General features: G+C 48.4%; 26 protein-coding genes. 18 read left to right on the plus strand and 8 right to left on the minus strand.

What is annotated here, in order from left to right; translation table 11 throughout:
• Positions 1-71: 71 nt before the first annotated feature.
• Both H4O27_RS05780 and H4O27_RS05785 read left to right on the plus strand, forming a co-directional pair.
• Positions 72-419: a helix-turn-helix domain-containing protein gene (locus H4O27_RS05780; RefSeq protein ID WP_165088224.1), complete on the plus strand. Its 348-nt coding sequence runs from the start codon at positions 72-74 to the stop codon at positions 417-419.
• Complete coding sequence (locus H4O27_RS05785) at positions 416-1,216, plus strand: IS3 family transposase (RefSeq protein WP_193004364.1); 801 nt, start codon at positions 416-418, stop codon at positions 1,214-1,216. Before H4O27_RS05780 ends, H4O27_RS05785 begins: the two co-directional genes overlap by 4 nt.
• Before the next feature lie 82 nt (positions 1,217-1,298).
• On the opposite strand, the gene H4O27_RS05790 is transcribed toward H4O27_RS05785, so the two are convergent.
• Positions 1,299-1,949, minus strand: a complete 651-nt coding sequence (locus H4O27_RS05790; RefSeq protein ID WP_165010887.1) for an SEN1982 family lipoprotein — start codon at positions 1,947-1,949, stop codon at positions 1,299-1,301.
• 130 nt (positions 1,950-2,079) lie between these two features.
• Here H4O27_RS05790 and H4O27_RS05795 point away from each other — a divergent pair, with 130 nt between their 5' ends.
• The 3 genes from H4O27_RS05795 (at position 2,080) to recR (ending at position 4,920) form a co-directional block, all read left to right on the plus strand.
• Positions 2,080-2,427, plus strand: a complete 348-nt coding sequence (locus tag H4O27_RS05795) for an arsenate reductase (RefSeq protein WP_165010885.1) — start codon at positions 2,080-2,082, stop codon at positions 2,425-2,427.
• Positions 2,428-2,704: 277 nt separating this feature from the next.
• Positions 2,705-4,234, plus strand: a complete 1,530-nt coding sequence (locus H4O27_RS05800; RefSeq protein WP_165010883.1) for a SurA N-terminal domain-containing protein — start codon at positions 2,705-2,707, stop codon at positions 4,232-4,234.
• A gap of 80 nt (positions 4,235-4,314) precedes the next feature.
• The gene (recR, locus tag H4O27_RS05805) at positions 4,315-4,920 is read left to right on the plus strand and encodes a recombination mediator RecR (protein WP_165010881.1); all 606 of its coding nucleotides are present in this window, start codon (positions 4,315-4,317) and stop codon (positions 4,918-4,920) included.
• Between the two features lie 67 nt (positions 4,921-4,987).
• Here recR and H4O27_RS05810 read toward each other — a convergent pair whose 3' ends face one another.
• Positions 4,988-5,275 carry a hypothetical protein gene (locus H4O27_RS05810; protein ID WP_165010879.1) on the minus strand — a complete coding sequence of 96 codons (288 nt, stop codon included), beginning with the start codon at positions 5,273-5,275 and terminating at the stop codon, positions 4,988-4,990.
• Positions 5,276-5,493: 218 nt separating this feature from the next.
• Between H4O27_RS05810 and H4O27_RS05815 the strand changes: the two genes are divergently transcribed.
• The 4 genes from H4O27_RS05815 to H4O27_RS05830 all read left to right on the plus strand — a co-directional run bounded on the left by H4O27_RS05815 (position 5,494) and on the right by H4O27_RS05830 (position 10,765).
• Positions 5,494-6,744 (plus strand): lipoprotein-releasing ABC transporter permease subunit, encoded by a 1,251-nt coding sequence (locus H4O27_RS05815; RefSeq protein ID WP_165010878.1) that lies wholly within the window; start codon positions 5,494-5,496, stop codon positions 6,742-6,744.
• Positions 6,737-7,417 (plus strand): lipoprotein-releasing ABC transporter ATP-binding protein LolD, encoded by a 681-nt coding sequence (gene lolD / locus H4O27_RS05820; protein WP_165010876.1) that lies wholly within the window; start codon positions 6,737-6,739, stop codon positions 7,415-7,417. The genes H4O27_RS05815 and lolD overlap by 8 nt, the downstream gene beginning before the upstream one ends.
• A gap of 92 nt (positions 7,418-7,509) precedes the next feature.
• A complete protein-coding gene (gene recD, locus H4O27_RS05825; RefSeq protein WP_165010874.1) occupies positions 7,510-9,249 on the plus strand; it encodes an exodeoxyribonuclease V subunit alpha in 1,740 nt (579 codons plus the stop codon).
• A gap of 382 nt (positions 9,250-9,631) precedes the next feature.
• Complete coding sequence (locus tag H4O27_RS05830) at positions 9,632-10,765, plus strand: hypothetical protein (protein WP_165010872.1); 1,134 nt, start codon at positions 9,632-9,634, stop codon at positions 10,763-10,765.
• A gap of 97 nt (positions 10,766-10,862) precedes the next feature.
• Here H4O27_RS05830 and H4O27_RS05835 read toward each other — a convergent pair whose 3' ends face one another.
• Positions 10,863-11,264, minus strand: a complete 402-nt coding sequence (locus tag H4O27_RS05835; protein ID WP_165010870.1) for an RNA-binding S4 domain-containing protein — start codon at positions 11,262-11,264, stop codon at positions 10,863-10,865.
• A 220-nt stretch (positions 11,265-11,484) separates the two neighbouring features.
• Between H4O27_RS05835 and H4O27_RS05840 the strand changes: the two genes are divergently transcribed.
• The 8 genes from H4O27_RS05840 to H4O27_RS05875 all read left to right on the plus strand — a co-directional run bounded on the left by H4O27_RS05840 (position 11,485) and on the right by H4O27_RS05875 (position 17,546).
• Complete coding sequence (locus H4O27_RS05840; protein ID WP_165010867.1) at positions 11,485-12,444, plus strand: acetyl-CoA carboxylase carboxyltransferase subunit alpha; 960 nt, start codon at positions 11,485-11,487, stop codon at positions 12,442-12,444.
• A gap of 84 nt (positions 12,445-12,528) precedes the next feature.
• The gene (gene tilS, locus H4O27_RS05845; protein WP_165010865.1) at positions 12,529-13,857 is read left to right on the plus strand and encodes a tRNA lysidine(34) synthetase TilS; all 1,329 of its coding nucleotides are present in this window, start codon (positions 12,529-12,531) and stop codon (positions 13,855-13,857) included.
• Between the two features lie 59 nt (positions 13,858-13,916).
• Positions 13,917-14,516, plus strand: coding sequence for an RNA polymerase sigma factor RpoE (gene rpoE / locus H4O27_RS05850; protein ID WP_165010863.1), 600 nt, complete (start codon positions 13,917-13,919; stop codon positions 14,514-14,516).
• 6 nt (positions 14,517-14,522) lie between these two features.
• Entirely contained in the window at positions 14,523-15,092 is a 570-nt protein-coding gene (locus tag H4O27_RS05855; RefSeq protein WP_165010861.1) for a sigma-E factor negative regulatory protein, read from the plus strand.
• An 87-nt stretch (positions 15,093-15,179) separates the two neighbouring features.
• Positions 15,180-15,965 (plus strand): TrmH family RNA methyltransferase, encoded by a 786-nt coding sequence (locus H4O27_RS05860; protein ID WP_165010889.1) that lies wholly within the window; start codon positions 15,180-15,182, stop codon positions 15,963-15,965.
• A gap of 47 nt (positions 15,966-16,012) precedes the next feature.
• Positions 16,013-16,675 carry a YecA family protein gene (locus H4O27_RS05865; protein ID WP_165010859.1) on the plus strand — a complete coding sequence of 221 codons (663 nt, stop codon included), beginning with the start codon at positions 16,013-16,015 and terminating at the stop codon, positions 16,673-16,675.
• Positions 16,676-16,723: 48 nt separating this feature from the next.
• Positions 16,724-17,032 (plus strand): IS630 transposase-related protein, encoded by a 309-nt coding sequence (locus H4O27_RS05870; RefSeq protein WP_165010422.1) that lies wholly within the window; start codon positions 16,724-16,726, stop codon positions 17,030-17,032.
• A gap of 37 nt (positions 17,033-17,069) precedes the next feature.
• Positions 17,070-17,546, plus strand: a complete 477-nt coding sequence (locus tag H4O27_RS05875; RefSeq protein WP_226883519.1) for an IS630 family transposase — start codon at positions 17,070-17,072, stop codon at positions 17,544-17,546.
• An 89-nt stretch (positions 17,547-17,635) separates the two neighbouring features.
• Here H4O27_RS05875 and H4O27_RS05880 read toward each other — a convergent pair whose 3' ends face one another.
• The 4 genes from H4O27_RS05880 to H4O27_RS05895 form a co-directional block, all read right to left on the minus strand.
• Positions 17,636-18,124 carry a DUF456 domain-containing protein gene (locus H4O27_RS05880; protein WP_165007591.1) on the minus strand — a complete coding sequence of 163 codons (489 nt, stop codon included), beginning with the start codon at positions 18,122-18,124 and terminating at the stop codon, positions 17,636-17,638.
• 116 nt (positions 18,125-18,240) lie between these two features.
• Positions 18,241-19,206, minus strand: coding sequence for a tRNA 2-thiocytidine(32) synthetase TtcA (gene ttcA / locus H4O27_RS05885; RefSeq protein ID WP_165007594.1), 966 nt, complete (start codon positions 19,204-19,206; stop codon positions 18,241-18,243).
• 121 nt (positions 19,207-19,327) lie between these two features.
• Complete coding sequence (lgt, locus tag H4O27_RS05890; RefSeq protein WP_165007597.1) at positions 19,328-20,182, minus strand: prolipoprotein diacylglyceryl transferase; 855 nt, start codon at positions 20,180-20,182, stop codon at positions 19,328-19,330.
• A gap of 83 nt (positions 20,183-20,265) precedes the next feature.
• A complete protein-coding gene (locus H4O27_RS05895; RefSeq protein ID WP_165007599.1) occupies positions 20,266-21,396 on the minus strand; it encodes a M14 family metallopeptidase in 1,131 nt (376 codons plus the stop codon).
• Between the two features lie 165 nt (positions 21,397-21,561).
• On the opposite strand from H4O27_RS05895, the gene argB reads away from it, so the two are divergent.
• On the plus strand, positions 21,562-22,455 hold the full coding sequence (gene argB / locus H4O27_RS05900) for an acetylglutamate kinase (protein WP_165007602.1): 894 nt from the start codon (positions 21,562-21,564) through the stop codon (positions 22,453-22,455).
• A 209-nt stretch (positions 22,456-22,664) separates the two neighbouring features.
• On the opposite strand, the gene H4O27_RS05905 is transcribed toward argB, so the two are convergent.
• Entirely contained in the window at positions 22,665-23,399 is a 735-nt protein-coding gene (locus H4O27_RS05905) for a phosphoadenylyl-sulfate reductase (RefSeq protein WP_165007605.1), read from the minus strand.
• Positions 23,400-23,453: the final 54 nt, after the last annotated feature.

The following is a 23,453-nucleotide window of genomic DNA, read 5'->3' on the forward strand; positions in this document are numbered from 1 at the left end:
CGTCTGAAAGAAATGTGAACTGCACCCCAAAAGTTGGACACCCCTCCAACTTTAAAAGGTGCAGTTTTCTTATGTCCAAATATAACCTACACTTCAAATACCGAGCCGTACTCCATTATCACCAAGTGCACAGCCAACAGCGCACCGCAGAGCACTTCAACGTCTCGCGCACCCACCTGCGCCGTTGGATAGCCGCCTATCGCCAAGGCGGTATCGCCGCACTTCAACACCCGCAGGCTACGTTTATGAAGACCAAACGCAAAAACCCGTTTATCGCCGACAAACCCGACCACGAAAAAACCCAGGCGGAACTGATTGAAGAGTTACGTTACATGAGGGCGGAGAACGACTACCTAAAGCACATGAAAGCCCTCAACGAAAAGAACGCCGCCAAAGCTGCGAAACCGTTCAAACGTTGAGAGCGAAGCACCCGCTGAAATATCTGCTGCACAGTGCCGGCATTCCCAAAAGCAGCTTTCATTACCATATCGGCAAAGCCGATCCCGATGCGGCGGCCAAAACCGCAGTAAGTGAAGTCTATCGCCGACACAAAGGCCGCTACGGTCATCGGCGGATTGCCGCCGTATTGTCGTGGAACAAAAAGAAAGTGCAGCGCATTATGGGTTTGTTGGGACTGAAAGCCAAAGTCCGCAGCAAAAAAGCCTACCGTCCGCAGGTAATAGGAGAGGCTTCGGATAATATTCTTAATCGTGAATTTACTGCTAGCAAACCGGCAGACAAATGGCTGACCGATGTGACGGAGTTCAAATGCACAGACGGGAAGCTGTACTTATCGCCGATATTGGATGTGTTTAATCGGGAGATTGTGGCCTATTCTTTAAGCCGCAGAGCAAACAGTAAACTGGTGGCGCAAATGTTGGATAAAGCATTTGGCCGTCTGAAAGGCCAAACGCCGCTGCTGCATTCCGACCAGGGTGTGCTTTACCGCACCGGGGCTTATCGGGCGAAACTGGCTGGGAAAGGAATGGTGCAAAGCATGTCGCGCAAAGGAAATTGCCGGGACAATGCGCCGATGGAGCGTTTCTTCGGTACATTAAAAGAAGAGAGCTTCTATCAGGAAGGTGCGTTGTCGGTGGCAGAGCTGACAGAGGTAATAGATGATTACATACATTACTACAATCATGAGCGGATTAGTTTAAACTTAAAAAAGCTGAGTCCTGTCGGCTACAGAACCCAGCTTGAAAAGGCTGTTTGAGAAAGATTCTTAACTTGTCCAAGTATTGGGGGGCAGTTCATTGGTTTCAGACGGCCTTTTTATAGCTGCAAAACACACACAATCAACGCAATTCGCGTGAATCTTTCCAGCCGTCGCTGGTTTTGACCAGTGTGGCCGTTTGCACACGCACTTCATCCAATGGCAACTTGGCATTGCCGCCGGCTTTCAATAAATTACCGACCCATTTTTCCGGCACAAATTTAGCCTCATAAGATACACGCGAAACGGTCATGCCGTTGGCCGGGCCGGGCTCGGTGTACCAATTGATTTTATTGACTTCTTGATGGCCGATGCAGAAATGCGGCATTTTCTCTTTGGCGCGGGTTTGTTTTTCACCTTTTTCGGTCAGCTTATAAACCAATACTTTGACAGTCTCATCGCTGTTGGCGGCAACCGGTATGGTTTCTTTGGACTTTTCGTAGAAGTCTTCTTTTTCCAGAATATTCAATTGCTTCAACGCTGTTTTGTTGATGTCGTTGCCTTTACGGTCTTTTTCGGCCAACTTGATTTCAGGTGTGCCAATCGGCACCTGCGTGAAGCTGTCGTTTGCACGCGGGTTTTGCACATTCAAAACCAAAGGCAAACAAATGCCTTGTTTTTTTGCATATTGATTGATGGTTTTTTCAAATAAAGAATTGCTCGGTTTTTTGTCTGAACAGCCAGCCATAAGCACGGCGGCGGCCATTAAAGAAAGCGTGACGTTTTTTTGCATCGATTCGCTCCGTAATGATGTCTGTGTCGGAATACCGGCCAAAGCCGCTGCGTTTATTCTACCGTATTTTGTGGCAAACTGTACAAGCTCTCGGTAGAATGTCAGGGTAAAAATCAATGAAAGGCTGAACATGATTAAATTATATGGTATTCCCAATTGCGACACAGTCAAAAAGGCCCGTGTTTGGCTGGCGGATAACGGCATAGAAGCCGAGTTTGTCGATTTTAAAAAATCACCGCCCACAGCTGAATTGGTCAGCGCATGGCTGTCACAAATTCCCTTAGAAAATTTGTTAAACAAACGTGGCACGACATGGCGTAAATTAGACGGGCAAACTCAGGAACAAGCCTCCGAACAGGAAGGTGCCGTTCGCATTATGATTGAAAATCCGAGCGTGATTAAACGCCCGGTATTGGATAAAGACGGTCAATTTTACGTTGGTTTCTCGACTGATCATTATCAGCAGATTTTTGGCTGACTAAGTTTCAGACAGCATCTCGAAACCTTTGCAAAATCTCTATCTTTGGCACATTTCTTTGTTATGCGCTGCTCGAAAGCCGTCTATCTCTGCGCTTTCTGTGCCGCTATAGCTTCGAACTATACTCAAATCCGGTGTTTTGTAAAGGTCGCATCTTGTATTTCTGAAGACATAATTCATTCGTCAAGGCCGTCTGAAAAGTATGAATTGAAGTGCAGATTCGCGAAAAAAACGTTACAATACGCGTTTGCCATCCACATATCTTTATTGAGCTGTTATGTTTCATTCCGTTGAAAAATATAAATTGCCCGCCCAGATTTTATTGGGTTTGATTGCGTTGACCTTTGTCGGTTTCGGTGTGAGTACCGTCGCCGCACCGGGTTCGGATTATATTGTTAAAGTCGGTGATCAGAAGGTGAGCGATCATGCTTTGAACGTGGCCATGCAGAATGCGCAGGCGGCCGGCGGCAATGAGTCCCGCGATGCAGTATTCCAATCTTTGCTGCAACGCGCTTACCTGACCCAAGGTGCGAAAATGATGGGTATTGCGGTGTCTCAGGAACAAATCAAACAAATTATTGTGGACGACCCGAGCTTCCATGATGCCGGCGGCAAATTCAGCCAAGCGATGCTGACCCAGTATCTTGATCAACGCCGCATGAGCGAAGACCGGTTTGTCGAAGAAATCCGCGAGCAATTTGAATTGCAAAACCTGCTGAACTTGGTACAAAACGGCACTATTGTCAGCGATGCACAAGCGGCGCAATTGGTAAACCTTACTCAAGCCGCGCGCACGGTGCGTTCGGTAACGTTTAATCCGGAAATGTTTGCCGGCCAAATCAAGGTTGACGATAAAGCGGTGCAAAGCTTTTACGATGCCAACAAAAAAGATTATGTGATTCCGCAAGCGGCCAAAATCGAATATGTCGCTTTAGATGCCAATGAATTGTCGGCTAAACAAAGCGTGAGCGAAGAAGAAGTGCGCAAAGCATTTGATGAGCAAGCAGCGGCGGCTCCGACCGATAACAAACCGGATTTTGAGCAGGAAAAAGCCCGCATTGAAAACGAATTGAAGCTGAAAAAAGTTTCCGGCGAATTCAATAAACTCAAAGAGCAATTGGCTGAAGAAGCATTCAATAATCCAAATAGCTTAACCGAAGCAGCCAAAAAGCTGAATTTGAAAGTCGAAGCACCTGACGAATGGCTGACCCGAGCCAACGGCAAAGCGGCCGGTATGCCGGATGAGCTGATTGCAGCGATTTTCAGCGAAGATGTTTTGAAGAAAAAACATAATTCCGAGCCGATTACCGTTGCGCCGGATGTGGTGTGGGTGGTACGTGCCAAAGAGACGCGCGAAGAGAAAACCGCACCTTTTGAAGAAGTGAAAGAAGCAGCACGTTCAGCTTATTTGTTGACCGAAGCGCGTAAATTAGCTGAGAAAAAAGCCGATGAAGCCTTGGCTGATTTGAAATCGGGTCAGAAAACGACTGTGGAATGGTCGCCGGTTTCTGATTTGAATGCCCAACAAGCGCGTCAATCCATGCCGCCTGAAGCCTATGCGGAATTATTAAAAGCGCGTCCGGCTGGGGGTAAACCGGCTTATGTGAAGTTGGAAGGTTTGCCGGCACCGGTGATTTTGGAAATACAGGCCATCAAGCCGCCGGAAAATGTTAACGAGCAATTGCCGGCAGCCAAGCAGGCTGTGGTACAGCAGCAAACAGCCAATGTGTTTGACCAATTGTTGCAATACTTGAACAAGAAAATCAAACAAGAACAAGGTGCTCAAAAAGTGAATCCGACAGAATAACGGATGGATTCAGACGGCCGGTATTCCGGCCGTTTGGTTTATTAAAATTCATGGAAAGCGGCGAGGCCGTCTGAAAAAATATGAGTAAACAACCTGACGCATTCGGCCGATTGATTAATGCCTTGAAAGTGCTGCCCAATGTGGGTCCCAAATCCGCGCAGCGCATGGCACATCAATTGTTGCAGCATAAGCGCGAAGAAGCGCAAGAATTGGTCGACGCGCTGCAACATGCGCTCAAACAAGTACACCATTGCCGTTTGTGCAATACGTTTACCGAAAACGAGATATGTGACATTTGCACCGACAAAAGCCGCGACAAAAGCCGTTTGATGATTGTGCACATGCCGGCGGATGTGTCGAACATGGAAACCGCACATTGTCACGATGGCTTGTATTTTGTGCTGATGGGGCAGATCAGCCCGGCGCAAAACATGGATATTTCGGCGATTGCCTTGGATAAGCTGGTCGAACGTTTGCAGCAGAGCGAAATCGATGAAATCATCATTGCCACCAACTTCACTGCAGAAGGCGATGCCACGGCGTATGTGTTGTCGGAATTATTCAAAAATCTGCCTTACAAAGTCAGCCGCCTGTCGCGCGGCATTCCCTTGGGCGGGGAATTGGAATACGTCGATGCGGGTACTTTGGCGCAAGCAGTGTATGAGCGGCGTATGGTGAAAGAATAAAAGAAGAATTAGCAATATGTAAAAGGCCGTCTGAAAATTTCAGACGGCCTTTGAAATTGGAATCGGATTATTTGCAGTTCACACCCTGAATTTTAGGGGCATCGCCTTCGCCTACTTTAAAGGTACACTTGGTGCTGTCGCTGCCTGATACGACAACATTGCCGCCCGAGCGGGTAAGGCTAACCGGTTCTTTCACGCCCATGCCCAAAGCGGAGGCGGCTAATTGCTGCACTTGTGCGTCGGTGTAAGGCGTATTGTTGGAAGCAATTTTAACTTCTTTAGCCGCATACGCATTCACGCTGAACGCTAAAGCAGCAGCGGCTACGGATAAAGCTAAGAGTTTTGTGGTTTTCATTGGATATTCGTCCTTATTCATGGCACCAGACAGGTCCCGTTGGACTTAGAATAAAGCCGATTTGCTACAAATGCAAATTTTTCGGCGGATTTTACCGAAATTGTGGTTTGCAAGGTCAGTCTTTACAGTTGTTTTTTATGCCTTAGGCGTTTCAGACGGCCTGCGCGTTTTACGGTACAATACCGCTTTTATTTTGAAACGAAGGCAGCTTGAAATAAATGGCTTCTTTAGAATCTTGGATTGGCCTGCGCTATTTGCGGGCGAAAAAGCGCAACGGATTCATGTCATTCATCACCATGATTTCGATAGCGGGCATTGCATTGGGCGTGACTGCGCTGATTGTGGTGCTTTCGGTGATGAACGGTTTTCAGAAAGAAATCCGCGGGCAGTTGTTAAACGTCGCGCCGCATGCCGAAATCGGTTATTTCGACAATGGCAACGGTGCCGAATGGCAGGATTTGCGCCGTTATGTCAAAGGCAAAAAAGAAGTATTGGCCAGTGCGCCTTATGTATCCGACCAAGCGTTGTTGGCCAATTCGGGCGAAGTTCGGGGTGTACAGATTCGCGGTATTTTGCCGTCTGAAGAAAAAAACGTGGTCGATTACGGTAAAGACATGCCTGTCGGCAGCTTTGACGATCTGAAACCGGGCAGTTTCGACATTATTTTGGGCGAAGGTTTGGCGCAGGCTTTGGGGGCGGAGCCGGGTGGAAAAGTGACGGTAATTACACCTGAGGGTAATGTGACGCCTGCTGGTGCGGTGCCGCGTTTGAAGCAGTTTAACGTGGTCGGTATTGTCAAAACCGGTGTGTATGAAGTCGATAACTCATTGGCAATGACACATATTCGAGATGCGCAGGTTTTGTATCGCCTGGGTGATGGTGTCGGCGGTTTGCGCCTGAAGCTGGCCGATCCGCAAAACGCGCCTGCTTTTATCGCCAATCTGATTCCCGCCGCCGATCAGCAAGACGTTTGGGTACGTGATTGGACGTTTAGCAACCGAAGCTATTTTGAAGCAGTTGAATTGGAAAAACGCATGATGTTCATCATCTTAACGCTGATTATTGCCGTGGCGGCGTTTAATTTGGTATCGTCATTGGTGATGGCGGTGACCGAGAAGCAGGCCGATATTGCGATTTTGCGCACCTTAGGTTTGCCACCTGCCGGTGTCATGAAGATTTTTATGGTGCAGGGCGCGTTTGCGGGCTTTTTCGGCACCTTAATCGGCGTGGCGTGCGGCGTGCTGCTGGGTTGGAATGTGGGCAAAATCGTGGCATTTTTTGAAAAACTGTTCGGTGTGCATCTGATTAATTCGCAGATTTATTTCATCGATTATCTGCCAAGCGATGTCAATATGAAAGACGTGGCTGTAATTGCATGTATTTCTTTGGCTTTGGCCTTTATCGCCACGCTGTATCCAAGCTGGCGGGCGGCGAAAACCCAACCTGCGGAGGCTTTGCGTTATGAATAATATCGTGTTGAAATGTGAAAACGTCGGCAAAAACTACAACGACGGAGCATTGAACGTACAGGTATTGAACGGCTTGAATTTAGAAGTAGCGCAAGGCCGGAGCGTCAGTATTATCGGTTCGTCGGGCAGCGGCAAGTCAACGCTGCTGCACATTTTGGGTGGCTTGGATATGCCGTCCGAAGGCCGTGTGACACTGATGGGGCAGGATTTAGGGCAAATGAACCAAAAGCAGTTGGGCTTGTTGCGTAATCAATATTTGGGGTTCGTGTATCAATTCCACCATCTTTTGCCGGAGTTTTCCGCTTTGGAAAACGTGATGATGCCTTTGTTAATCGGTAAAAAACCGAAAGCCGAAGCCGAAGCCGAAGCGGCGGCGATGTTGGAAAAAGTGGGATTGAAACAACGTATGCTGCATCGTCCGAGCGAATTGTCGGGCGGTGAGCGTCAACGTGCTGCCATTGCCCGCGCATTGGTGACACAGCCGAAATGTTTGCTGGCCGATGAGCCGACCGGCAATCTCGACCGCAAAAATGCGCAAAATGTACTCGACATGATGCTGGATTTAAAAAACGAACTCGGCACCAGTTTGATTGTGGTGACGCATGATGATGAATTGGCTGTACGGTTCGAGCGCGTTATGAGCATGCAGGACGGATGTTTGCAAGACAAATAATCCGTATGGCGAACAGATGTAAAACGGTATAATAGGCCGTCTGAAAAGTGTTACGTTAAACTTTCAGACGGCCTATTCCGTGAGAAAACAAAATGAATGCTCCCATCGATTTGAGCCAGGCAGCGGCTTTGGCTGCTACCCGGTTTTTGCAACAGCACGCGCCCAAAGATGCGGCAGTGGTCGCACCTTATGTTGAAGCCTTGTTCAGCGCACTGCAAAACGGGCATTCGTTTATTTGGGTCACTGATAACGAAGCGGCAGCCTTGAAGCGTGCCACGTTAGTGGTTGGCTCCGATAGCGAAACGCCGTTGATATTGGACGGGCGGCGTTTGTTTTTAGGCAGGCTTTGGCAGTTAGAATATGACTTGGCCGTGGAAATCAAGCGGTTGGCAACAGCATCCATCGATGATGTTGATTGGCTGCAGGCTTCGCAGAATCTGCAAAACTGGTTTGCCGAAAAAGGCAGCGAAGGGCAGCGAGATGCTGCGGGTTTGGCTTTGCTGCAAGCCTTTATGCTGATTACCGGCGGCCCGGGCACCGGCAAAACGACCACAGTTGCCAAATTATTGGGGCTGATTTGCGACAATGCCACCGGTTTACCGCGCATCGCCTTGGCCGCCCCCACCGGTAAAGCGGCTGCGCATATGGCACGCTCGCTGCATCGTGCCTTAGACGGCTTTGATTTGCCCGGGCGCATCAAGCAGCATTTATTGCTCTTGGAAGGCCAAACCGTGCACCGCCTGTTGAAACTTCGCCCACCGCAAATGCAGCCGGCCTTTCATGTACAGCGGCCCTTGCCTTTAGACGTGTTGGTGGTGGATGAAGCATCAATGCTGGATTTATCGCTGTTGCTGCAATTGCTCAAAGCCATTCCGAGTGGCTGCCGCGTTATCTTTTTGGGGGATGAATTTCAATTACCGTCGGTTGGCGTGGGCGCGGTATTGGCAGCTTTATCGCGCGAAACCGTTTTAGATGAAGACACCCATCGCCGTTTAAACGAATATCTGCCGCAGCATGCATTTAAAGTTGCCGAAAATCCGCCGGCTTTGTCGCAAAACATTGCCCATTTGCATGTCAGTCACCGCTTTGGTGCAGACAGCGGCATCGGTTGCTTGGCGCGGGCGGTGGTTTCGGGCGAAAGTGAAACGGCATGGGCGCAGTTTGAACGCTTCCCTGATGAATTGAAGGTATTACATGCCGACATGAAACATCAAGCCGAATTGTTGTATCACAAGCATGAGAAATACTGGCGGGCAGTCTCGAGCGGTAATGTAGCGCTGGCATTCGGCCATGCGGCAGATGTGGTGGTGTTAACGGCTTGGCGCCAAGACGCGGAAAATTTTAATCAGGCTTATTTCCGCCATTTGCAGCGTCAACAGCGCATATCCGGCGATATGCCGTGGTTTGACGGCCAGATGATCATGGTCACGCGCAACGATTATGCATTGGATTTGTTTAATGGCGATATCGGCTTGGTTATGCGGGATAGCGGATCGGCCAATGGTTTGGCGGCGTATTTCCCGTTTGCGGACGGCTTCAGGAAAATCCCCATCAGCCGTCTGCCGACTTTTGAAACGGCGTTTGCCATGACTGTACACAAAAGCCAGGGTTCGGAATATCGGGAAGTATGGTTGCTGCCGCCAAGTCTTGATACGGCGAATGAAAGTGATGATGTGCTAAACTGCCTGAATAATGCGCTGTTGTACACAGGTATCACCCGTGCGCGGGAGCGTTTTGTATTTTGGGGGAGCAAAAAAATCTTCGAATGGGCAGTAAAAACCCAGAAAAAACGCCATACAGCATTAGATGAAATGATTAATGCGCTGTTTTAAAATAAATTAAATAAAACTACATAATGTTTCTTTTTAGTGGATTTATAGTAATTTTGCATAAATTTTCATCTAAGATAACGTTCAGACGGCCTATAGCAAAGTTGATTTTCATCAAATTAATCGGTTTGTTTTTTAATTCATGTAAAATTTTCTTGACGAAATACAGTAAACTACATAGCATTGTTGTCACATTGGTTACATAATTTAATATGCTGCTTTATATAATACGGCGGTTTTTGAAAATTGTAACTTAATAACACCGATGTGGTTTGTAATCGGTCCAACCGGCTCATCCATAAAATTGTTGCCAATCGGTTTCAAATCCAGCTTCGACAATAAAAACAAAACGGTTGTTTACTACTTTGATAAATTGGAGATTTGCATGAAAATTCAAAAAACCTTTGCTGTTGTTTGTGCTGCTTTAGCTGCTGCGTCTTTCGCTGCGGCCAATCCTGCCGGTAGCGAGCGTGCTGCTGCGTTGTCGACCGCCGGCGATTACGTTAATTCCGGCAGTATTATTCGTAAAGATGACGATAAAATCAGCATTTTTAATGACTTGCTGACAGTAAACGGCGCTTTGCGTGTCCGCGTGGACAGCGAAGATACGGCGGCCAACAACAGCGGTGTGAATCCGACCCCTGAGAATACACACAGTGAATTTAACGCCGAATTTTGGGTGCGTGCAAATCTCTATAAAGATTGGAAAGCCGTAGCGCAAATCGAGCCGAACATCGATTTGGAAACCGGTAAGTTCCGTGGCGATCATGATGTGCCGGTAAACAAACTGTATGCCGAAGGTACGCTTTACAATTTTGGTGATAACAGTATTAAAGCCCGTATCGGTAAATTTGGTGCATTTTCTTCATACGGCCGCGTTTGGGATACCGAAGTGACCGGCGCAGAATTGTTCTTCGACAACAAAGTATTGCCGACAAAGGTGAGTTCAGGCCGCCGTACAGGCTACTTTAACGACAATATCTGGGGCGCAGGCGGTCGTCGCAAGCATTTTGCTTCGATTCAAAGCACTTACCCGGTAAATGAAAACATTAATGTCGGCGCGACTGTCAGCTACATGAAAGATATTGACATCGGTGATCGCCATAATGCTAAAAATGCCGTATTCGGCGAATTGGGCGCCGACGTCAAATTCAACGATGATTGGCGCTGGATGGCTGCTGTCAGCAAATCCAACATCAAAGCCTATAACGATGTCGGCCAAAAAATCAAAAACGACGGCATATTTACCGAAGTTCGCTACAAATTGGCGGACTGGGATGTGCGCAATTCGTATGACGTGTTCTTGAACTACCGCCGCGTGGGGTCGCTGTCGGGCGTGTCTTCGGTTGAAGACTACAGCAAAAACGTCCAAGGCGTTCAATTGGGTGCGGCTTACATTCCTTGGAAAAACTGGAAAGTGAAAGGCTTCTACCTGCACGGTAAACAAGTTACTGCCACCGTTGGCGGCGACAAACAAGACGTGAACGTGGTTCGCGGCCAAATAGAATACAAATTCTAATCGGCGTTGAAAACCGGCGGGCAGGAGATACTTGCTTGTCAGTTTCAGAATAATTTTAAGGCCGTCTGAAATTTCAGACGGCCTTACTGACATGGATTTACCAAGTATCGCGTTTGACTTTATCCAATTGCCGGCGGTCGCGTTTGGTCGGCCGGCCGTCAGGGTAAGCCGCGGTAATGCGGCTGGCCTGGTCAAGCAGCTTTTGATTTTCGCGATCGGTGGCGGTTTTGGCATCTTCTTGATAGAGCAATCTTGCTTCCGAAGCAGGGCGGCGTTGGTGGTTCAGCGCCAATACTTTGAATTTATAAGGCAGCGAATTCAAGGTCATGTCGATGTTGTCGCCGACAACAATGTATTTGCTGTTTTTCACTTTTGCCCCGTTTACTTGAATGCGGCCAAGCTCGATATGTTTTTGTGCCAGCGCACGGGTTTTGAAAAAGCGCGCGGCCCACAACCATTTGTCTAGGCGCATGGTGTGATTGTCTTGTTCGTTTTTCATAAGCGTGTCAGAAAAAATTTGAATTGCTTCCGAGTTTATCATAAGATATGCCACCCGATGCATTAGTGTATCTATACTAAAAATCTGTCAGGCTGTCTGAAAATCATGGGGAAGCCCTGATTTTTATCAAAAGGCTGCATATTTTTTGTGCAAATTGCTGCTAAAATTGACTGATTAGCGTATGATTGCAACAGAATCTTATTCATGAGAACTTCATCGTATGAAACCTGTTTTTTTAGATTTCGAACAACCTATTGCTGAGCTGACCAATAAAATCGATGAATTGCGTTTCGTTCAAGGTGAGTCGGCAGTCGATATTTCAGACGAAATTTCCCGTCTGCAAAAGAAAAGCAATGATTTAACCAAATCTATTTTCAGCAAACTGACACCTGCCCAGATTTCACAGGTTTCACGTCACCCGCAGCGTCCTTATACCTTAGACTACATCAACGCGATTTTTACCGACTTTGAAGAATTGCACGGCGACCGTCATTTTGCCGACGATTATGCCATTGTGGGCGGTTTGGCGCGTTTCAACGGTCAAAGTGTGGTGGTAATCGGCCATCAAAAAGGTCGCGATACCAAAGAAAAAATCCGCCGCAATTTCGGTATGCCGCGTCCGGAAGGCTACCGTAAAGCCTTGCGCTTGATGCAAACTGCTGAAAAATTTGGTTTGCCGGTGATGACTTTTGTCGATACCCCGGGTGCATATCCGGGCATCGGTGCGGAAGAGCGTGGCCAGTCGGAGGCCATCGGCCGCAATTTATACGAATTGACCCGCTTGCGCGTGCCGGTAATCTGCACGATCATTGGCGAAGGCGGTTCGGGTGGTGCTTTGGCGATTGCTGTGGGCGACTATGTGAATATGTTGCAATACTCGACTTATTCGGTGATTTCGCCGGAAGGTTGTGCATCGATTCTGTGGAAAACTGCCGAAAAAGCTGCCGATGCCGCGCAAGCTTTGGGCATCACTGCCAAGCGTTTGGAAGAATTAAACTTAATCGACCGTATTATTGATGAGCCTCTGGGTGGCGCACACCGTGATATGGAAGCGGTGATGTTGAGCGTGAAACATGTTTTGGAAGAACAATTGCGTGATGCGCAAAGCATTCCAATGGCAGATTTATTGTCACGCCGTTTTGACCGCATCATGGCATACGGTAAATTTATCGAGAAATAATTTAATATTGTAATCATCCAAACAAGCAGGCCGGTGCCTGCTTGTTTTTGCATTTAGGCCGTCTGAAAAGAACGGAAGTCAAAAATGGATTTATTGGCTTTATTGGCAGCAGAATTACCGCAACCAAGCAATGAATTGAGCATTGAAATTGGCTTGAGCGGCGGGTTGGATTCGGTGGTCTTGCTGCATTTATTGGCTCGTTTCCGCGAACAGAAAAATTTTAAGCTCAATGCTGTACACGTCCATCACGGTTTAAGCCCGCTTGCTGATGAGTGGGTAGATTTTTGCCGAACATTATGCGCTCAATCTAATGTTGATTTGCGAGTCGCTAAAGTTGCCATTAAAGGGAAAGGAAAAGGCATTGAAGCGGCTGCAAGAGCAGAACGCTACCGTGTATTTTCAGACGGCCTGTGTGATATTTTGGCTTTGGCACATCATCAAAACGACCAAATCGAAACCTTTATGCTCGGCGTTGCTCGCGGTGGCGGGATACGCTCACTCGCAGCGATGCCGAAATGGCGTGATTTGAACCAAAGCATCAAAATCTGGCGACCACTTTTGGACATACCAAGAGCTGCTTTGGAAAACTATGCTTTTGAGCATCATTTGGCTTATGTTTCAGACGAAAGCAATCAGGACACCGGCTATTTGCGCAATTGGATCCGCCACGAAGCATTGCCGCAATGGCAACGGCAAGTATCAAATATTCACCGGCAAATTCTGTCCAACGTGCGCAGTATGCAAGACGATTTGGCTTTGTTGGACGAAGTCACACAAGACGATTATCGCCGTATTCTTTCAGACGGCCTGTTTCAGGCCAAACAATGGCGCGGCTTGAGTGAATTACGCCGTCGCCGTGTCTTGCATCATTTTTTTCAGGTTCACCAAATCCGGTTGCCATCGCATAAAACTTTATCCGATATGGCCAGAGTTTTGTTGGAAGCCGAATCTGCGCAATGGCAGTTTGACGGTAAAATCATCGATTTTTATCGAGATATTTTGTATGTCAGAGCCATTCATACGGAAAATTATCCATGGCTGCGCCATGAAGGAATTCAAGGCCGTCTGAAAGATATTTTGCTGGAAAATGGATTTATCTTAAAACCGCATCGGTTTGGCTTGAGTGAACAAGTATTAATGGATGCAGGAACAGTTCGCAAAGTCACTAATAGCGATGTTATAAAATTAGAGCTCGGGCACAAATCAACCAAGAAAATATTACAGGAATGTCATATTTTGCCGTCTGTAAGACAAATCTGGCCGGTTATCACAAACGCCGATGGTATATGCCTGGCAGTTGTTAATCTCAAAGCAAATCAGGATTTTCGGGCTTCTGATGGCTTTTTGCCTATTTATGAGCCATTAACGAAATATATTACGGAACTAAATCCCGCCAAAAATGTCATAAGATAACACGGCACGCTTTGCTATTTTATGACATTATATAATGTAGCTATATAAAAGGTTAAATAATGAATGATCGCCGGATCGATCAAATGCTGGTAGAGCGCGCGCAAAAAGGCGAACAAAAGGCGTTTGAGATGTTGATGACCAAATATCAACGCCGATTAATCAGATTGATTTCACGTTTCGTTAAAGATGAGCATGAAGTAAACGATGTAGCGCAGGAAGCCATGATTCGGGCCTATCGCGCCTTACCGAATTTTCGTGGCGAAAGCGCGTTTTATACATGGTTGTACCGCATCGGTATCAACACAGCAAAGAATTTTTTAGTCACTTCCGGAAAGCGGCCGTTTATCAGCGCAGAAGCCGCAAACGAAGAAGGCGACATTCTCTATTTGGCAGATCAGATTGCGGATTACCACACGCCGGAAGCTGAGATGATGAATCGGGAAATTTTACACACCGTCGAGGAAGCTATTTCGAAGCTGCCCGATGATTTACGGAAAGCCATTTCATTACGCGAAATGGAAGGGTTGTCTTACGAGGAAATTGCTCAGATTATGGGGTGTCCGATAGGCACTGTGCGCTCACGTATCTTTAGAGCGCGCGAAGTCATTGCAAAAGACTTAAGGCCATTATTGGATACCGCTGAAAACCAAAGGTGGTAAGGAAAAATGACAACAATAAACGATAAATTCGAATATATTTCCATTGCAATGGATGACGAAGATTTATCTGACGAAATGCTGGATAAATTATTAACTGATGATGAAGCCGGCCAGAAATGGTATGAATATCATCTCATCAGCGATTGTATGAAACAGCAGGCGGTGGGACGTGATGCCGATTTCATGCAAAGTGAAATGTTTACAGCCGCTTTGGCGGAAATCAGCCGTGAGCATGCGGCTAATGCGTCAAAGCTGACGAACAAGCAACCAAAAGCAGCAAATAATCATGCATTCAAAGGTTTTGCCGTGGCGGCCAGCTTGGCCGCTGTGGCGGTATCGGTTTGGCAATTCTGGCCGCAAGCCGATATACGGCAAATGATGCCGGTAGCTGTTGAGAAGCAGCCACGGCAGGTTGATCAAAATATCGTGCCTGTTCGCGCTGCTGCTGAAAATAAAGCCGCTTCGGATGTGGTTGTGCCGAATGCTGCCAAGCAGTTGTCAACGCAGCAAAATACGGCGGTTCATATTGAAAGTCAAACAGGCACCAATACCCCATCGAAAGAAATTGTGCAATAACTCCCAAAAAGCCTTTATATTATGTAAAGGCTTTTTTATTTTCAGACGGCCTCACCATGCCGTCTGAAAGCGGCTATAATGCACGGCATGAAACTGATTACTTCTGCCCGAAACGAGCAGCTCAAGCATTTGGCCAAGCTGCTTTCCCAATCCAAAGCGCGCCGCCAATCTAGGCAAACCGTATTGGAAGGCGTACACCTGCTACAAAGCTATCTTGAAGCAGGCGGCAAACCCGTGCAGGTTTATCTGCCTGAATCCAAAGCCAATCATCACGAAATCCGCCGCCTGATCGAAGAAATTCCAGTCAATTTGATGACGTGGGTAAGCAACGAAGCCTTATCCAAAATCACCAGCCTGACCGATTCCGATGATGTGATGACTTTAATCGACATTCCGCACGAACAGGCATGGCCGAAGCAAGGCGATTGTGTGGTATTGGAATGCGTGCAAGATCCCGGTAATGTCGGTACCATCATTCGCAACGCCGCGGCTTGTGCCATTCCGCATTTAATTCTCAGCCAAGACTGTGCAGACGTGTGGTCACCGAAAGTATTGCGTGCCGGAATGGGGGCGCATTTTTTGTTGAACATCCATAGCCGTGTACCGATGATGCAATGGCTGGGCGAATTTCAAGATACAGTTTGGGCAACGGCTTTGAGCGAGCACAATAATTTTAATCTTTACGACATGAGTCTGCGACAGCCGGCCGCTTGGGTATTCGGCAATGAAGGCAGCGGCGTAAGTGCGGAAGTATTGGAAAAAGTCAACGCCAGCGTCAAAATTCCCATGCTGGGGCGGACTGAATCGCTGAATGTCGCCATGGCGGCAACCGTCTGCCTGTTTGAGCAGATGCGCCAAAGAATGATTGCTTAACGTAACGGTTTTAAGGCCATCTAAAAATATTGAAAAGGAATGAATCCATGCAAGTAAGAACTTTTGACGAAGCATCACGCAACCGCCTGATTGAGTTGCTTGATGCCAAATCTTTAGAACACAACACCATGCGCTGCGATGAAGTGCAGGGCTTTATGATGGCCTTGTTAAGCGGCCCTGATGCCTTGAATCCGAACGACTGGTTGCCGGAAGTATTGGGCGATGAATCATTGTTTGATGCCAAAGAGCGTACCGAAGTCGAGCGCTTGGTATTGGCTTTGGCGATGGATATGCGCAATCAATTGTCGGATAAAAAACTGCCGGATTTATGGCTTTATGAAGATGAAGCGGGCAATCCTGATTTTTACACATGGTGTAACGCCTATCTGTATGCCTTGGATGTAGTGCCGACTGATTGGTTTGAAGCGGTCAACCAAGAAGAATTCGAAGATTTGTTCTACCCGGTTATGGCCTTGGGCGGTATTTATGATGAAGAAGAAAACGGCGAAGTGATTCTGCATTTGACCGATAAAGAATTAACCGAGCTGGAATCTGACCTGCCGCATGTTTTGCTGGATATTTACAGCTACTGGCAAGCCGTGATTAATAAACCGCAGACCGTGCGCCGCGAAGGCGGCAAAATCGGCCGCAACGATCCTTGCCTTTGCGACAGCGGTAAAAAATACAAAGCTTGTTGCGGTAAAAACTGATTGTTTTTTATATAGTCAATCCCCCAAATATAAATTACAATCGTCCCCATGACCTATTCAACAGACTTCCGCCAACTCGCCTTAGCCAAACTCGCCCAAGGCCTCTCCATCCGTCAAGTAGCCAAAGAGCTCGGCATCGGCAGCGATACCGTGTTCAAATGGAAAAAGAATCCCATTCCCAAAGGCTACCCCAAAGACAGAAAACCCCTCAAAATTACCAAAGAAGCACTGCTTAGAGACGTCGAACAATACCCCGATGCCTATTGCTACGAACGGGCACAACGGCTCAACTGCTCGACCAACGGCATCCACCAGGCATTGAAAAGATACGGAATCAGCCGAAAAAAAGACCAATAAATACCCCAAAGCAGATGTTCAGCTCAGAAAACGCTTTATCAGACTCAGACACCGTTTCCAACTGAAAGAACGTCCGATTGTTTGGCTGGACGAAAGCGGATTCAGAGCTTCCGTCCACCGTCCTTACGGTTATGCCCCAAAAGGCAGACGGTGTATTGATACCCATGACTGGCAGGGACGTAATCAGACTAATGCCATCGGTGCGCTGTATGATCATCAACTGTTTGCGGTCGGTTTGTTTGACTGTTCCATCAATAGCAAGATATTCGACACTTGGGTAGAACGGTTACTGATCCCGCAACTGCCGCCCGAGAGTGTGGTGGTGATGGACAATGCGGCGTTTCATAAGGGTAAGGCAGAAGCCTTGCTGAAGGAGATGGGGCATACCGTCCTATGGATGCCGCCTTACAGCCCCGACCTGAATCCCATCGAAAAGAAATGGGCTTGGTTAAAGGCGAGACGGAGAAAACTTGGGGTGGTGTCTGTGGATGAGTTGTTTAGGAGTGTTATTTAAATTTGTGGGATTGACTATAGTGAATCCACTTTAATAGAAAAGGCCGTCTGAAAATTTTCAGACGGCCTTTGTCGTGTGTGCAAAATAAATCAAAACAGGCTGACAATCCAGATCGTCAGCAAGGTCAAGATAATGGTGAGTGCGCAGCCGACTTTGGCCACCGTGCCGATGATAAAGCCGATAAAGGTGCCAATGCTCACTTTACCGGCCTGCCACATGTCTTTTCGGGTCAGAAATTCGCCGATACCTGCACCCAATAACGGGCCAAATAGCAAACCCGGCAAGCCTAGAAATGCACCGGCTACACCGCCGGCAAAAGCACCCCAAATAGCCGGCTTACTGGCGCCGGTGTATTTCGCGCCCAGCATTCCCGCTACATAATCCATCGCCGTACCGATGACGGTGACGATGCACAGAAACACCAGTGTCGTGGTGCCGAAAATCTGATAATCATTGGCATGCGCCAGCAGCCATGCGCCGCCGAACATCAAGCCTAAGCCCGGAATGGCGGGGTAAACCGTACCGAGCAGGCCGGTGAGAATCAGGATTAAAGACAGGGTGATTAAAGCAGCGGTCATGCATGTTCCTTAAGGATATGTGTGTTGTGTTCAGACGGCCTTATTGTAGGACAAAGTCTTACATTGCGGGTTAACGCTTTGCAAAAATATCAAAATCCGGCCTTTCGGACGGCCTATCAAGCGCCGCAGTTTTTGGGTTTGCTGGCCAAGATATTAATCACTTTGCGGCTTGGTTTTTCCGCTTCGATTTTAACTTCGCTGCCGTCTTCATCATCGAGGCCGTCTGAAACAAAACGCTCGGGCACGGTTTCGCTGTCAAATGCCAAATCGCCGCCGTGTTTCAAATTTTGGCCGCGTTCTAAACCGGCAAAGTCGAATAATTCAGGGTCGGCCAAATGCGACGGCACCACGTTTTGCAGCGCGGAAAACATCGATTCGATGCGGCCGGGGAAGCGTTTGTCCCAATCGCGCAGCATGTCGCCGAGGACCTGGCGTTGCAGGTTCGGCTGCGAGCCGCACAAATTGCACGGAATAATCGGGAATTGCTTCAGTTCGGCGTATTTAACCAGGTCTTTTTCCTTCACATACGCCAGCGGGCGGATCACAATATGCTCGCCGTTGTCGCTCACCAATTTAGGCGGCATGGCTTTGAGTTTGCCGCCGTAAAACATATTCAAAAACATGGTTGCTAAAATATCATCGCGATGGTGGCCGAGTGCGATTTTAGTACAGCCCAATTCTTTTGCGGTGCGATACAGAATACCGCGGCGCAAACGGCTGCAGAGCGAGCAGGTGGTCTTGCCTTCTTCCAGCACTCGTTTCACGGTGGAATAGGTGTCTTCTTCAACGATTTTGTAATCGACACCAATGCTTTGCAAGTATTCCGGCAATACATGCTCGGGAAAGCCGGGTTGTTTTTGGTCAAGATTCACTGCCACCAAATCAAATTCAATCGGCGCACTGGCTTGCAGTTGGCGTAAAATATCCAAGAGGGCATAGCTGTCTTTACCGCCCGACAAGCAGACCATAATCTTGTCGCCCGGCTCAATCATATTAAAATCGTTGATTGCCGCGCCCACTGCATGGCGCAAACGTTTGTTGAGTTTGTTGTTTTCTAATTCTTGTTTGGTTTTTTTGGACATGGTTTTATGGGGAAAATAATGGAAACATTCAAGCGCGTATTTTACCTGAAACTGCGCCGCCATGTTTTATTGATTCAAACGCAATGCCGTCTGAATATTTCAGACGGCATTGCGTTAATTTTTAATTGATAGCATTTTTCTTACCGAAATACACAAAGCCGGCCGCACCCGACACAATCATCGGTATACTCAGCCATTGTCCCATCGATAAGCCCAACGTCAGCAAGCCCAAATAATCGTCGGGTTGGCGGGCAAATTCGGCGATAAAGCGGAAAAAGCCGTAGCCGCCTAGGAATAACGATGCCACTTGTCCGGTAGGGCGTGTTTTTTTAGAAAACACCCACACCAAGATAAACAGGCAAATGCCTTCCAGCGCGAATTGGTAAAGCTGCGAAGGGTGGCGAGGCAGCATGCCGAATTGGTTGAGCCATTCTGTCCATTGCGGATTGTGCGCCGCCGCTTCCATGTCTCCGTAACGTGCTTGCGGGAAGCCCATTGCCCAGAAAGCGTTCGGGTCGGTTACGCGCCCCCACAGTTCGCCGTTGATAAAGTTACCGATACGACCCGAAGCCAAGCCCGGCGGCACTAAAGGTGCGACGAAATCCATGGTTTTCCATACGCTGATGTTGTGTTTGCGGCTGAAAAGCCACATCGCCACGACTACACCTAAAAAGCCGCCGTGGAAAGACATACCGCCTTCCCACACTTTCAGCATGCTGATAGGGTCGGCCAGATAGTCGGATAATTTGTAAAACAAAATATAGCCCAAGCGGCCGCCGAGAATCACGCCCAAAATGCCCCAAGTGAGAAAATCATCAAGCATTTCTTTGGTGAACAAGGTGTTGCCTTGCGCGATGCGGCGGCGGCCCAGCAAGATAAACAGTACAAAACCGACAATATAGCTTAAGGCATACCAGCGGATGGCCAACGGGCCTATGCTGATGAGTACGGGGTCGAACTGGGGGTGAATAATCATAGGGAATCCTTAAATTAAATTGCGGATAAAGGCCGTCTGAAAAAATGCCTCGCTTTCAGACGGCCTTTTGATCAATAAAATACTTAGCGCAAATCGCCTGATACATTCCAAATTGCCGAAACCATCGCTTCGCCTAAACGCAGCGAGCGTTGGCCGTTCCAGCCGAAATCATCGTCGGGTAGGTTGTTGTTGTCTTTAAACGGCATTTCCAGCGTGTAGGCCAAGCATTTGAATTGCTCGCCTATCCATGGCGTAGACATGTTCAAATTGGCTTGGCAGGTTTCGTCTTTCGGGTAGCCGATTTCGTCTTGGAAATCCGGGCTGGCGGCGAGCAAGGCTTGTTTGAACTGAACTTCCAAAGCAGCAATGCGTTCGTTATAGCTCGGCACGCCTTCGGTGCCCGCCATGAAGACAAACGGCAAACCTTCGTCGCCGTGAATATCGAGAAATAAATCCACGCCGGTTTCGCGCATTTTCTTGCGCACCACATACACTTCCGGGCTGCGTTCCATCGTTGGATTTTGCCATTCGCGGTTCAAATCGGCACCGGCGGCATTGGTGCGCAGGTTGCCCAATACCGAACCGTCGGGGTTCATGTTCGGTACGATGTAAAAGGTGGCACGGTCGAGCAGGGCGCGTGCGGTCGGGTCTTGCGGGTCGAGCAGGCGGCCTAGGAAACCTTCGACAAACCATTCCGCCATGGTTTCGCCCGGGTGTTGGCGCGCAATCACCCACACTTTCAAATCGCTCTCGACCTGGTTGCCGATGGTGAGCAAATTGATGTCGCGGCCTTGCACGGTGCTGCCCAAATCATCGATTTGACACAAGCCGCTGCCTTGCGCCTCGCCCAGCAAGTTCAAATGCTGCTCATGCGAATAAGGCTCGAAATAGGCGTAATACACGCTGTTGGACAAAGGCGTGTGGTTGATGGTCAGCACGCCGTTTTCATAATAAGTCGGCACGCGGAACCAGTTCCGGCGGTCGTAAGATGCGCAGGCCTGGTATTCTTCCCAGCCGTCGGGATAAGCCGCTTGAGCCGCATTGTCGAAATGCATCACGCAATTTTGATACGCCGCGCCTTGAAGACGGAAATAAAACCATTGCGCAAAATCGGCGGCATTGTCGGGGCGCAGCGACAGGCGGATATTGCCCGGGTCGCTCAAATCGTTCACAATCACCGAGCCGGCGTCAAATTGGGCGCTGATTTTCATCATGGGGTGGAGATTCCTGTGTGGAATAGAAGTTTAATAGCCCGTTATTCTAAAACATTTCAGCCGAATCATAAATCCTTTTACGTTTCGGCTTGTTTCAGACGGCCTTTAGTATTAATATTCCAAAATTAAAATTGTTAACAATTCAATCAAAGAAAGGGTAGATTCATGCGCGATATGAAACACATTTCCGCCGCCGACAAAGCCGCGATTTTATCCGAAGCCCTGCCGTATATCCGCCGCTTTTCCGGCTCGACCATCGTGATTAAATACGGCGGCAACGCCATGACCGAACCGGCTTTGAAAGAAGGCTTTGCCCGCGACATCGTGTTGCTGAAACTGGTGGGCATTAACCCTGTGATTGTGCACGGCGGCGGCCCGCAGATTAACGACATGCTCGGGCGTATCGGCAAAGAAGGTGTATTCGTGCAAGGCATGCGTGTGACCGACGGTGAAACTATGGACATTGTCGAAATGGTTTTAGGCGGCCATGTCAACAAAGAAATCGTGTCGATGATCAATATCCATGGCGGTAAAGCCGTCGGTGTGACCGGCCGCGACGGCCACTTTATCAAAGCCAGAAAATTGTTGATCAATACTCCTGAAAACCCCGGTGTGGACATCGGCCAAGTCGGCGAAGTGGAAAGCATCGACACCACATTGATCCAAGGTTTAATCGACAACGGCCAAATTCCGGTGGTTGCTCCGATTGGTGTGGGTAAACGCGGCGAAGCGTTCAACATCAATGCCGACTTGGTGGCGGGTAAATTAGCGGAAGAACTCAACGCCGAAAAACTCTTGATGATGACCAACATCGCCGGCGTGCTCGATAAAGAAGGCAGTCTCTTGACCAACCTGACCCCGAGCCGCATTGACGAATTGATTGCCGACGGAACGCTTTACGGCGGCATGTTGCCGAAAATCAGTTCGGCAGTAGAAGCCGCAGTCAACGGCGTGAAGGCTACCCACATCATCGATGGCCGTGTACCGAATGCTTTATTGCTGGAAATCTTTACCGATTCCGGTATCGGATCGATGATTTTGGGCGCGGACCAAGCGTAAGTTAAATCAATAGAATTAAGGCCGTCTGAATATTTCAGACGGCCTCAGAGCTTTGTAAAACTCTGGATTTGAGTGCAGTTCGAAGTCAGAGCAGCGCACAAAGCGCAGGCATATCATTCAGATAGGTAAGCTTTCGAGCAGCGCATAACGAAGAAATGTGCCGAAGACAGGGATTTTGCAAAGGTCTCAGCTTTTTGTATTTCAAAGCATTATTTGTGCAAACCGCACTCTTTGCTGTCTTTGCTTTCCCACCACCAACGCCCGGCACGGATTTTTTCATTTTCTTTTACCGGTCGGGTGCACGGTTCGCAGCCGATACTCGGATAGCCTTGGTGATATAAATCATTCAGCGGCACATCATGCTCTTGCGCATAAGCCCACACGTCCAATTCTTCCCAATCAAAAATCGGATTGAACTTAGCGATATTCCGGCCCGAATCATGCTCTTCAAAATTCAATTCGCTGCGCGTCTCCGACTGGCTGCGGCGTTGGCCGGTGATCCATGCGGGGGCGTTGTCCAAGGCGCGGTTGAGCGGTTCGATTTTGCGGATATGGCAGCATTGGCGGCGTAGTTCCACGCTGTCGTACATAGCGGTGGTGCCGAATTGCGCTTCAAAGGCTTGTGCATCGGCTTCAATCGGGCGGAACACTTCCAGTTTGATTTGATAACGCGCATTGGCCGCGGCAATCAACGCTTCGGTTTCGGGATTGAGTTTGCCGGTGTTGAGCGTGATGATGCGGATGGGCAGCTTCAGACGGCATATCGTATCGGTAATCACCATATCTTCAACTGCCAAGCTGGAGGCTAATACCGATTGCGGAGATTGTCCGGCAATCTCTTGCAAACGTTGTTCTAAAGTGGCGGTGAGTCGGGGCAGGCGTTGGCGCGCTTCGGCAGTCACTTCGGGAATTTTCCAGAAGTTCGGGCGGAAAAGTGAAGTCATGGCAGGAGTTCCTTATTGTGTTTCAGGCGGCCTTTGCATGATTCAAGGCCGTCT

Source organism: Neisseria yangbaofengii (genome assembly GCF_014898075.1).
Lineage (GTDB): Bacteria > Pseudomonadota > Gammaproteobacteria > Burkholderiales > Neisseriaceae > Neisseria > Neisseria yangbaofengii.

What these genes read in the sequence shown, in the direction of transcription:
- H4O27_RS05780 (WP_165088224.1), top strand. Translation starts at nt 72, where the DNA reads ATGTCCAAATATAACCTACACTTCAAATACCGAGCCGTACTCCATTAT.
- H4O27_RS05790 (WP_165010887.1), bottom strand. Translation starts at nt 1,949, where the DNA reads ATGCAAAAAAACGTCACGCTTTCTTTAATGGCCGCCGCCGTGCTTATG.
- H4O27_RS05795 (WP_165010885.1), top strand. Translation starts at nt 2,080, where the DNA reads ATGATTAAATTATATGGTATTCCCAATTGCGACACAGTCAAAAAGGCC.
- H4O27_RS05800 (WP_165010883.1), top strand. Translation starts at nt 2,705, where the DNA reads ATGTTTCATTCCGTTGAAAAATATAAATTGCCCGCCCAGATTTTATTG.
- recR (WP_165010881.1), top strand. Translation starts at nt 4,315, where the DNA reads ATGAGTAAACAACCTGACGCATTCGGCCGATTGATTAATGCCTTGAAA.
- H4O27_RS05810 (WP_165010879.1), bottom strand. Translation starts at nt 5,275, where the DNA reads ATGAAAACCACAAAACTCTTAGCTTTATCCGTAGCCGCTGCTGCTTTA.
- H4O27_RS05815 (WP_165010878.1), top strand. Translation starts at nt 5,494, where the DNA reads ATGGCTTCTTTAGAATCTTGGATTGGCCTGCGCTATTTGCGGGCGAAA.
- lolD (WP_165010876.1), top strand. Translation starts at nt 6,737, where the DNA reads ATGAATAATATCGTGTTGAAATGTGAAAACGTCGGCAAAAACTACAAC.
- recD (WP_165010874.1), top strand. Translation starts at nt 7,510, where the DNA reads ATGAATGCTCCCATCGATTTGAGCCAGGCAGCGGCTTTGGCTGCTACC.
- H4O27_RS05830 (WP_165010872.1), top strand. Translation starts at nt 9,632, where the DNA reads ATGAAAATTCAAAAAACCTTTGCTGTTGTTTGTGCTGCTTTAGCTGCT.
- H4O27_RS05835 (WP_165010870.1), bottom strand. Translation starts at nt 11,264, where the DNA reads ATGAAAAACGAACAAGACAATCACACCATGCGCCTAGACAAATGGTTG.
- H4O27_RS05840 (WP_165010867.1), top strand. Translation starts at nt 11,485, where the DNA reads ATGAAACCTGTTTTTTTAGATTTCGAACAACCTATTGCTGAGCTGACC.
- tilS (WP_165010865.1), top strand. Translation starts at nt 12,529, where the DNA reads ATGGATTTATTGGCTTTATTGGCAGCAGAATTACCGCAACCAAGCAAT.
- rpoE (WP_165010863.1), top strand. Translation starts at nt 13,917, where the DNA reads ATGAATGATCGCCGGATCGATCAAATGCTGGTAGAGCGCGCGCAAAAA.
- H4O27_RS05855 (WP_165010861.1), top strand. Translation starts at nt 14,523, where the DNA reads ATGACAACAATAAACGATAAATTCGAATATATTTCCATTGCAATGGAT.
- H4O27_RS05860 (WP_165010889.1), top strand. Translation starts at nt 15,180, where the DNA reads ATGAAACTGATTACTTCTGCCCGAAACGAGCAGCTCAAGCATTTGGCC.
- H4O27_RS05865 (WP_165010859.1), top strand. Translation starts at nt 16,013, where the DNA reads ATGCAAGTAAGAACTTTTGACGAAGCATCACGCAACCGCCTGATTGAG.
- H4O27_RS05870 (WP_165010422.1), top strand. Translation starts at nt 16,724, where the DNA reads ATGACCTATTCAACAGACTTCCGCCAACTCGCCTTAGCCAAACTCGCC.
- H4O27_RS05880 (WP_165007591.1), bottom strand. Translation starts at nt 18,124, where the DNA reads ATGACCGCTGCTTTAATCACCCTGTCTTTAATCCTGATTCTCACCGGC.
- ttcA (WP_165007594.1), bottom strand. Translation starts at nt 19,206, where the DNA reads ATGTCCAAAAAAACCAAACAAGAATTAGAAAACAACAAACTCAACAAA.
- lgt (WP_165007597.1), bottom strand. Translation starts at nt 20,182, where the DNA reads ATGATTATTCACCCCCAGTTCGACCCCGTACTCATCAGCATAGGCCCG.
- H4O27_RS05895 (WP_165007599.1), bottom strand. Translation starts at nt 21,396, where the DNA reads ATGATGAAAATCAGCGCCCAATTTGACGCCGGCTCGGTGATTGTGAAC.
- argB (WP_165007602.1), top strand. Translation starts at nt 21,562, where the DNA reads ATGCGCGATATGAAACACATTTCCGCCGCCGACAAAGCCGCGATTTTA.
- H4O27_RS05905 (WP_165007605.1), bottom strand. Translation starts at nt 23,399, where the DNA reads ATGACTTCACTTTTCCGCCCGAACTTCTGGAAAATTCCCGAAGTGACT.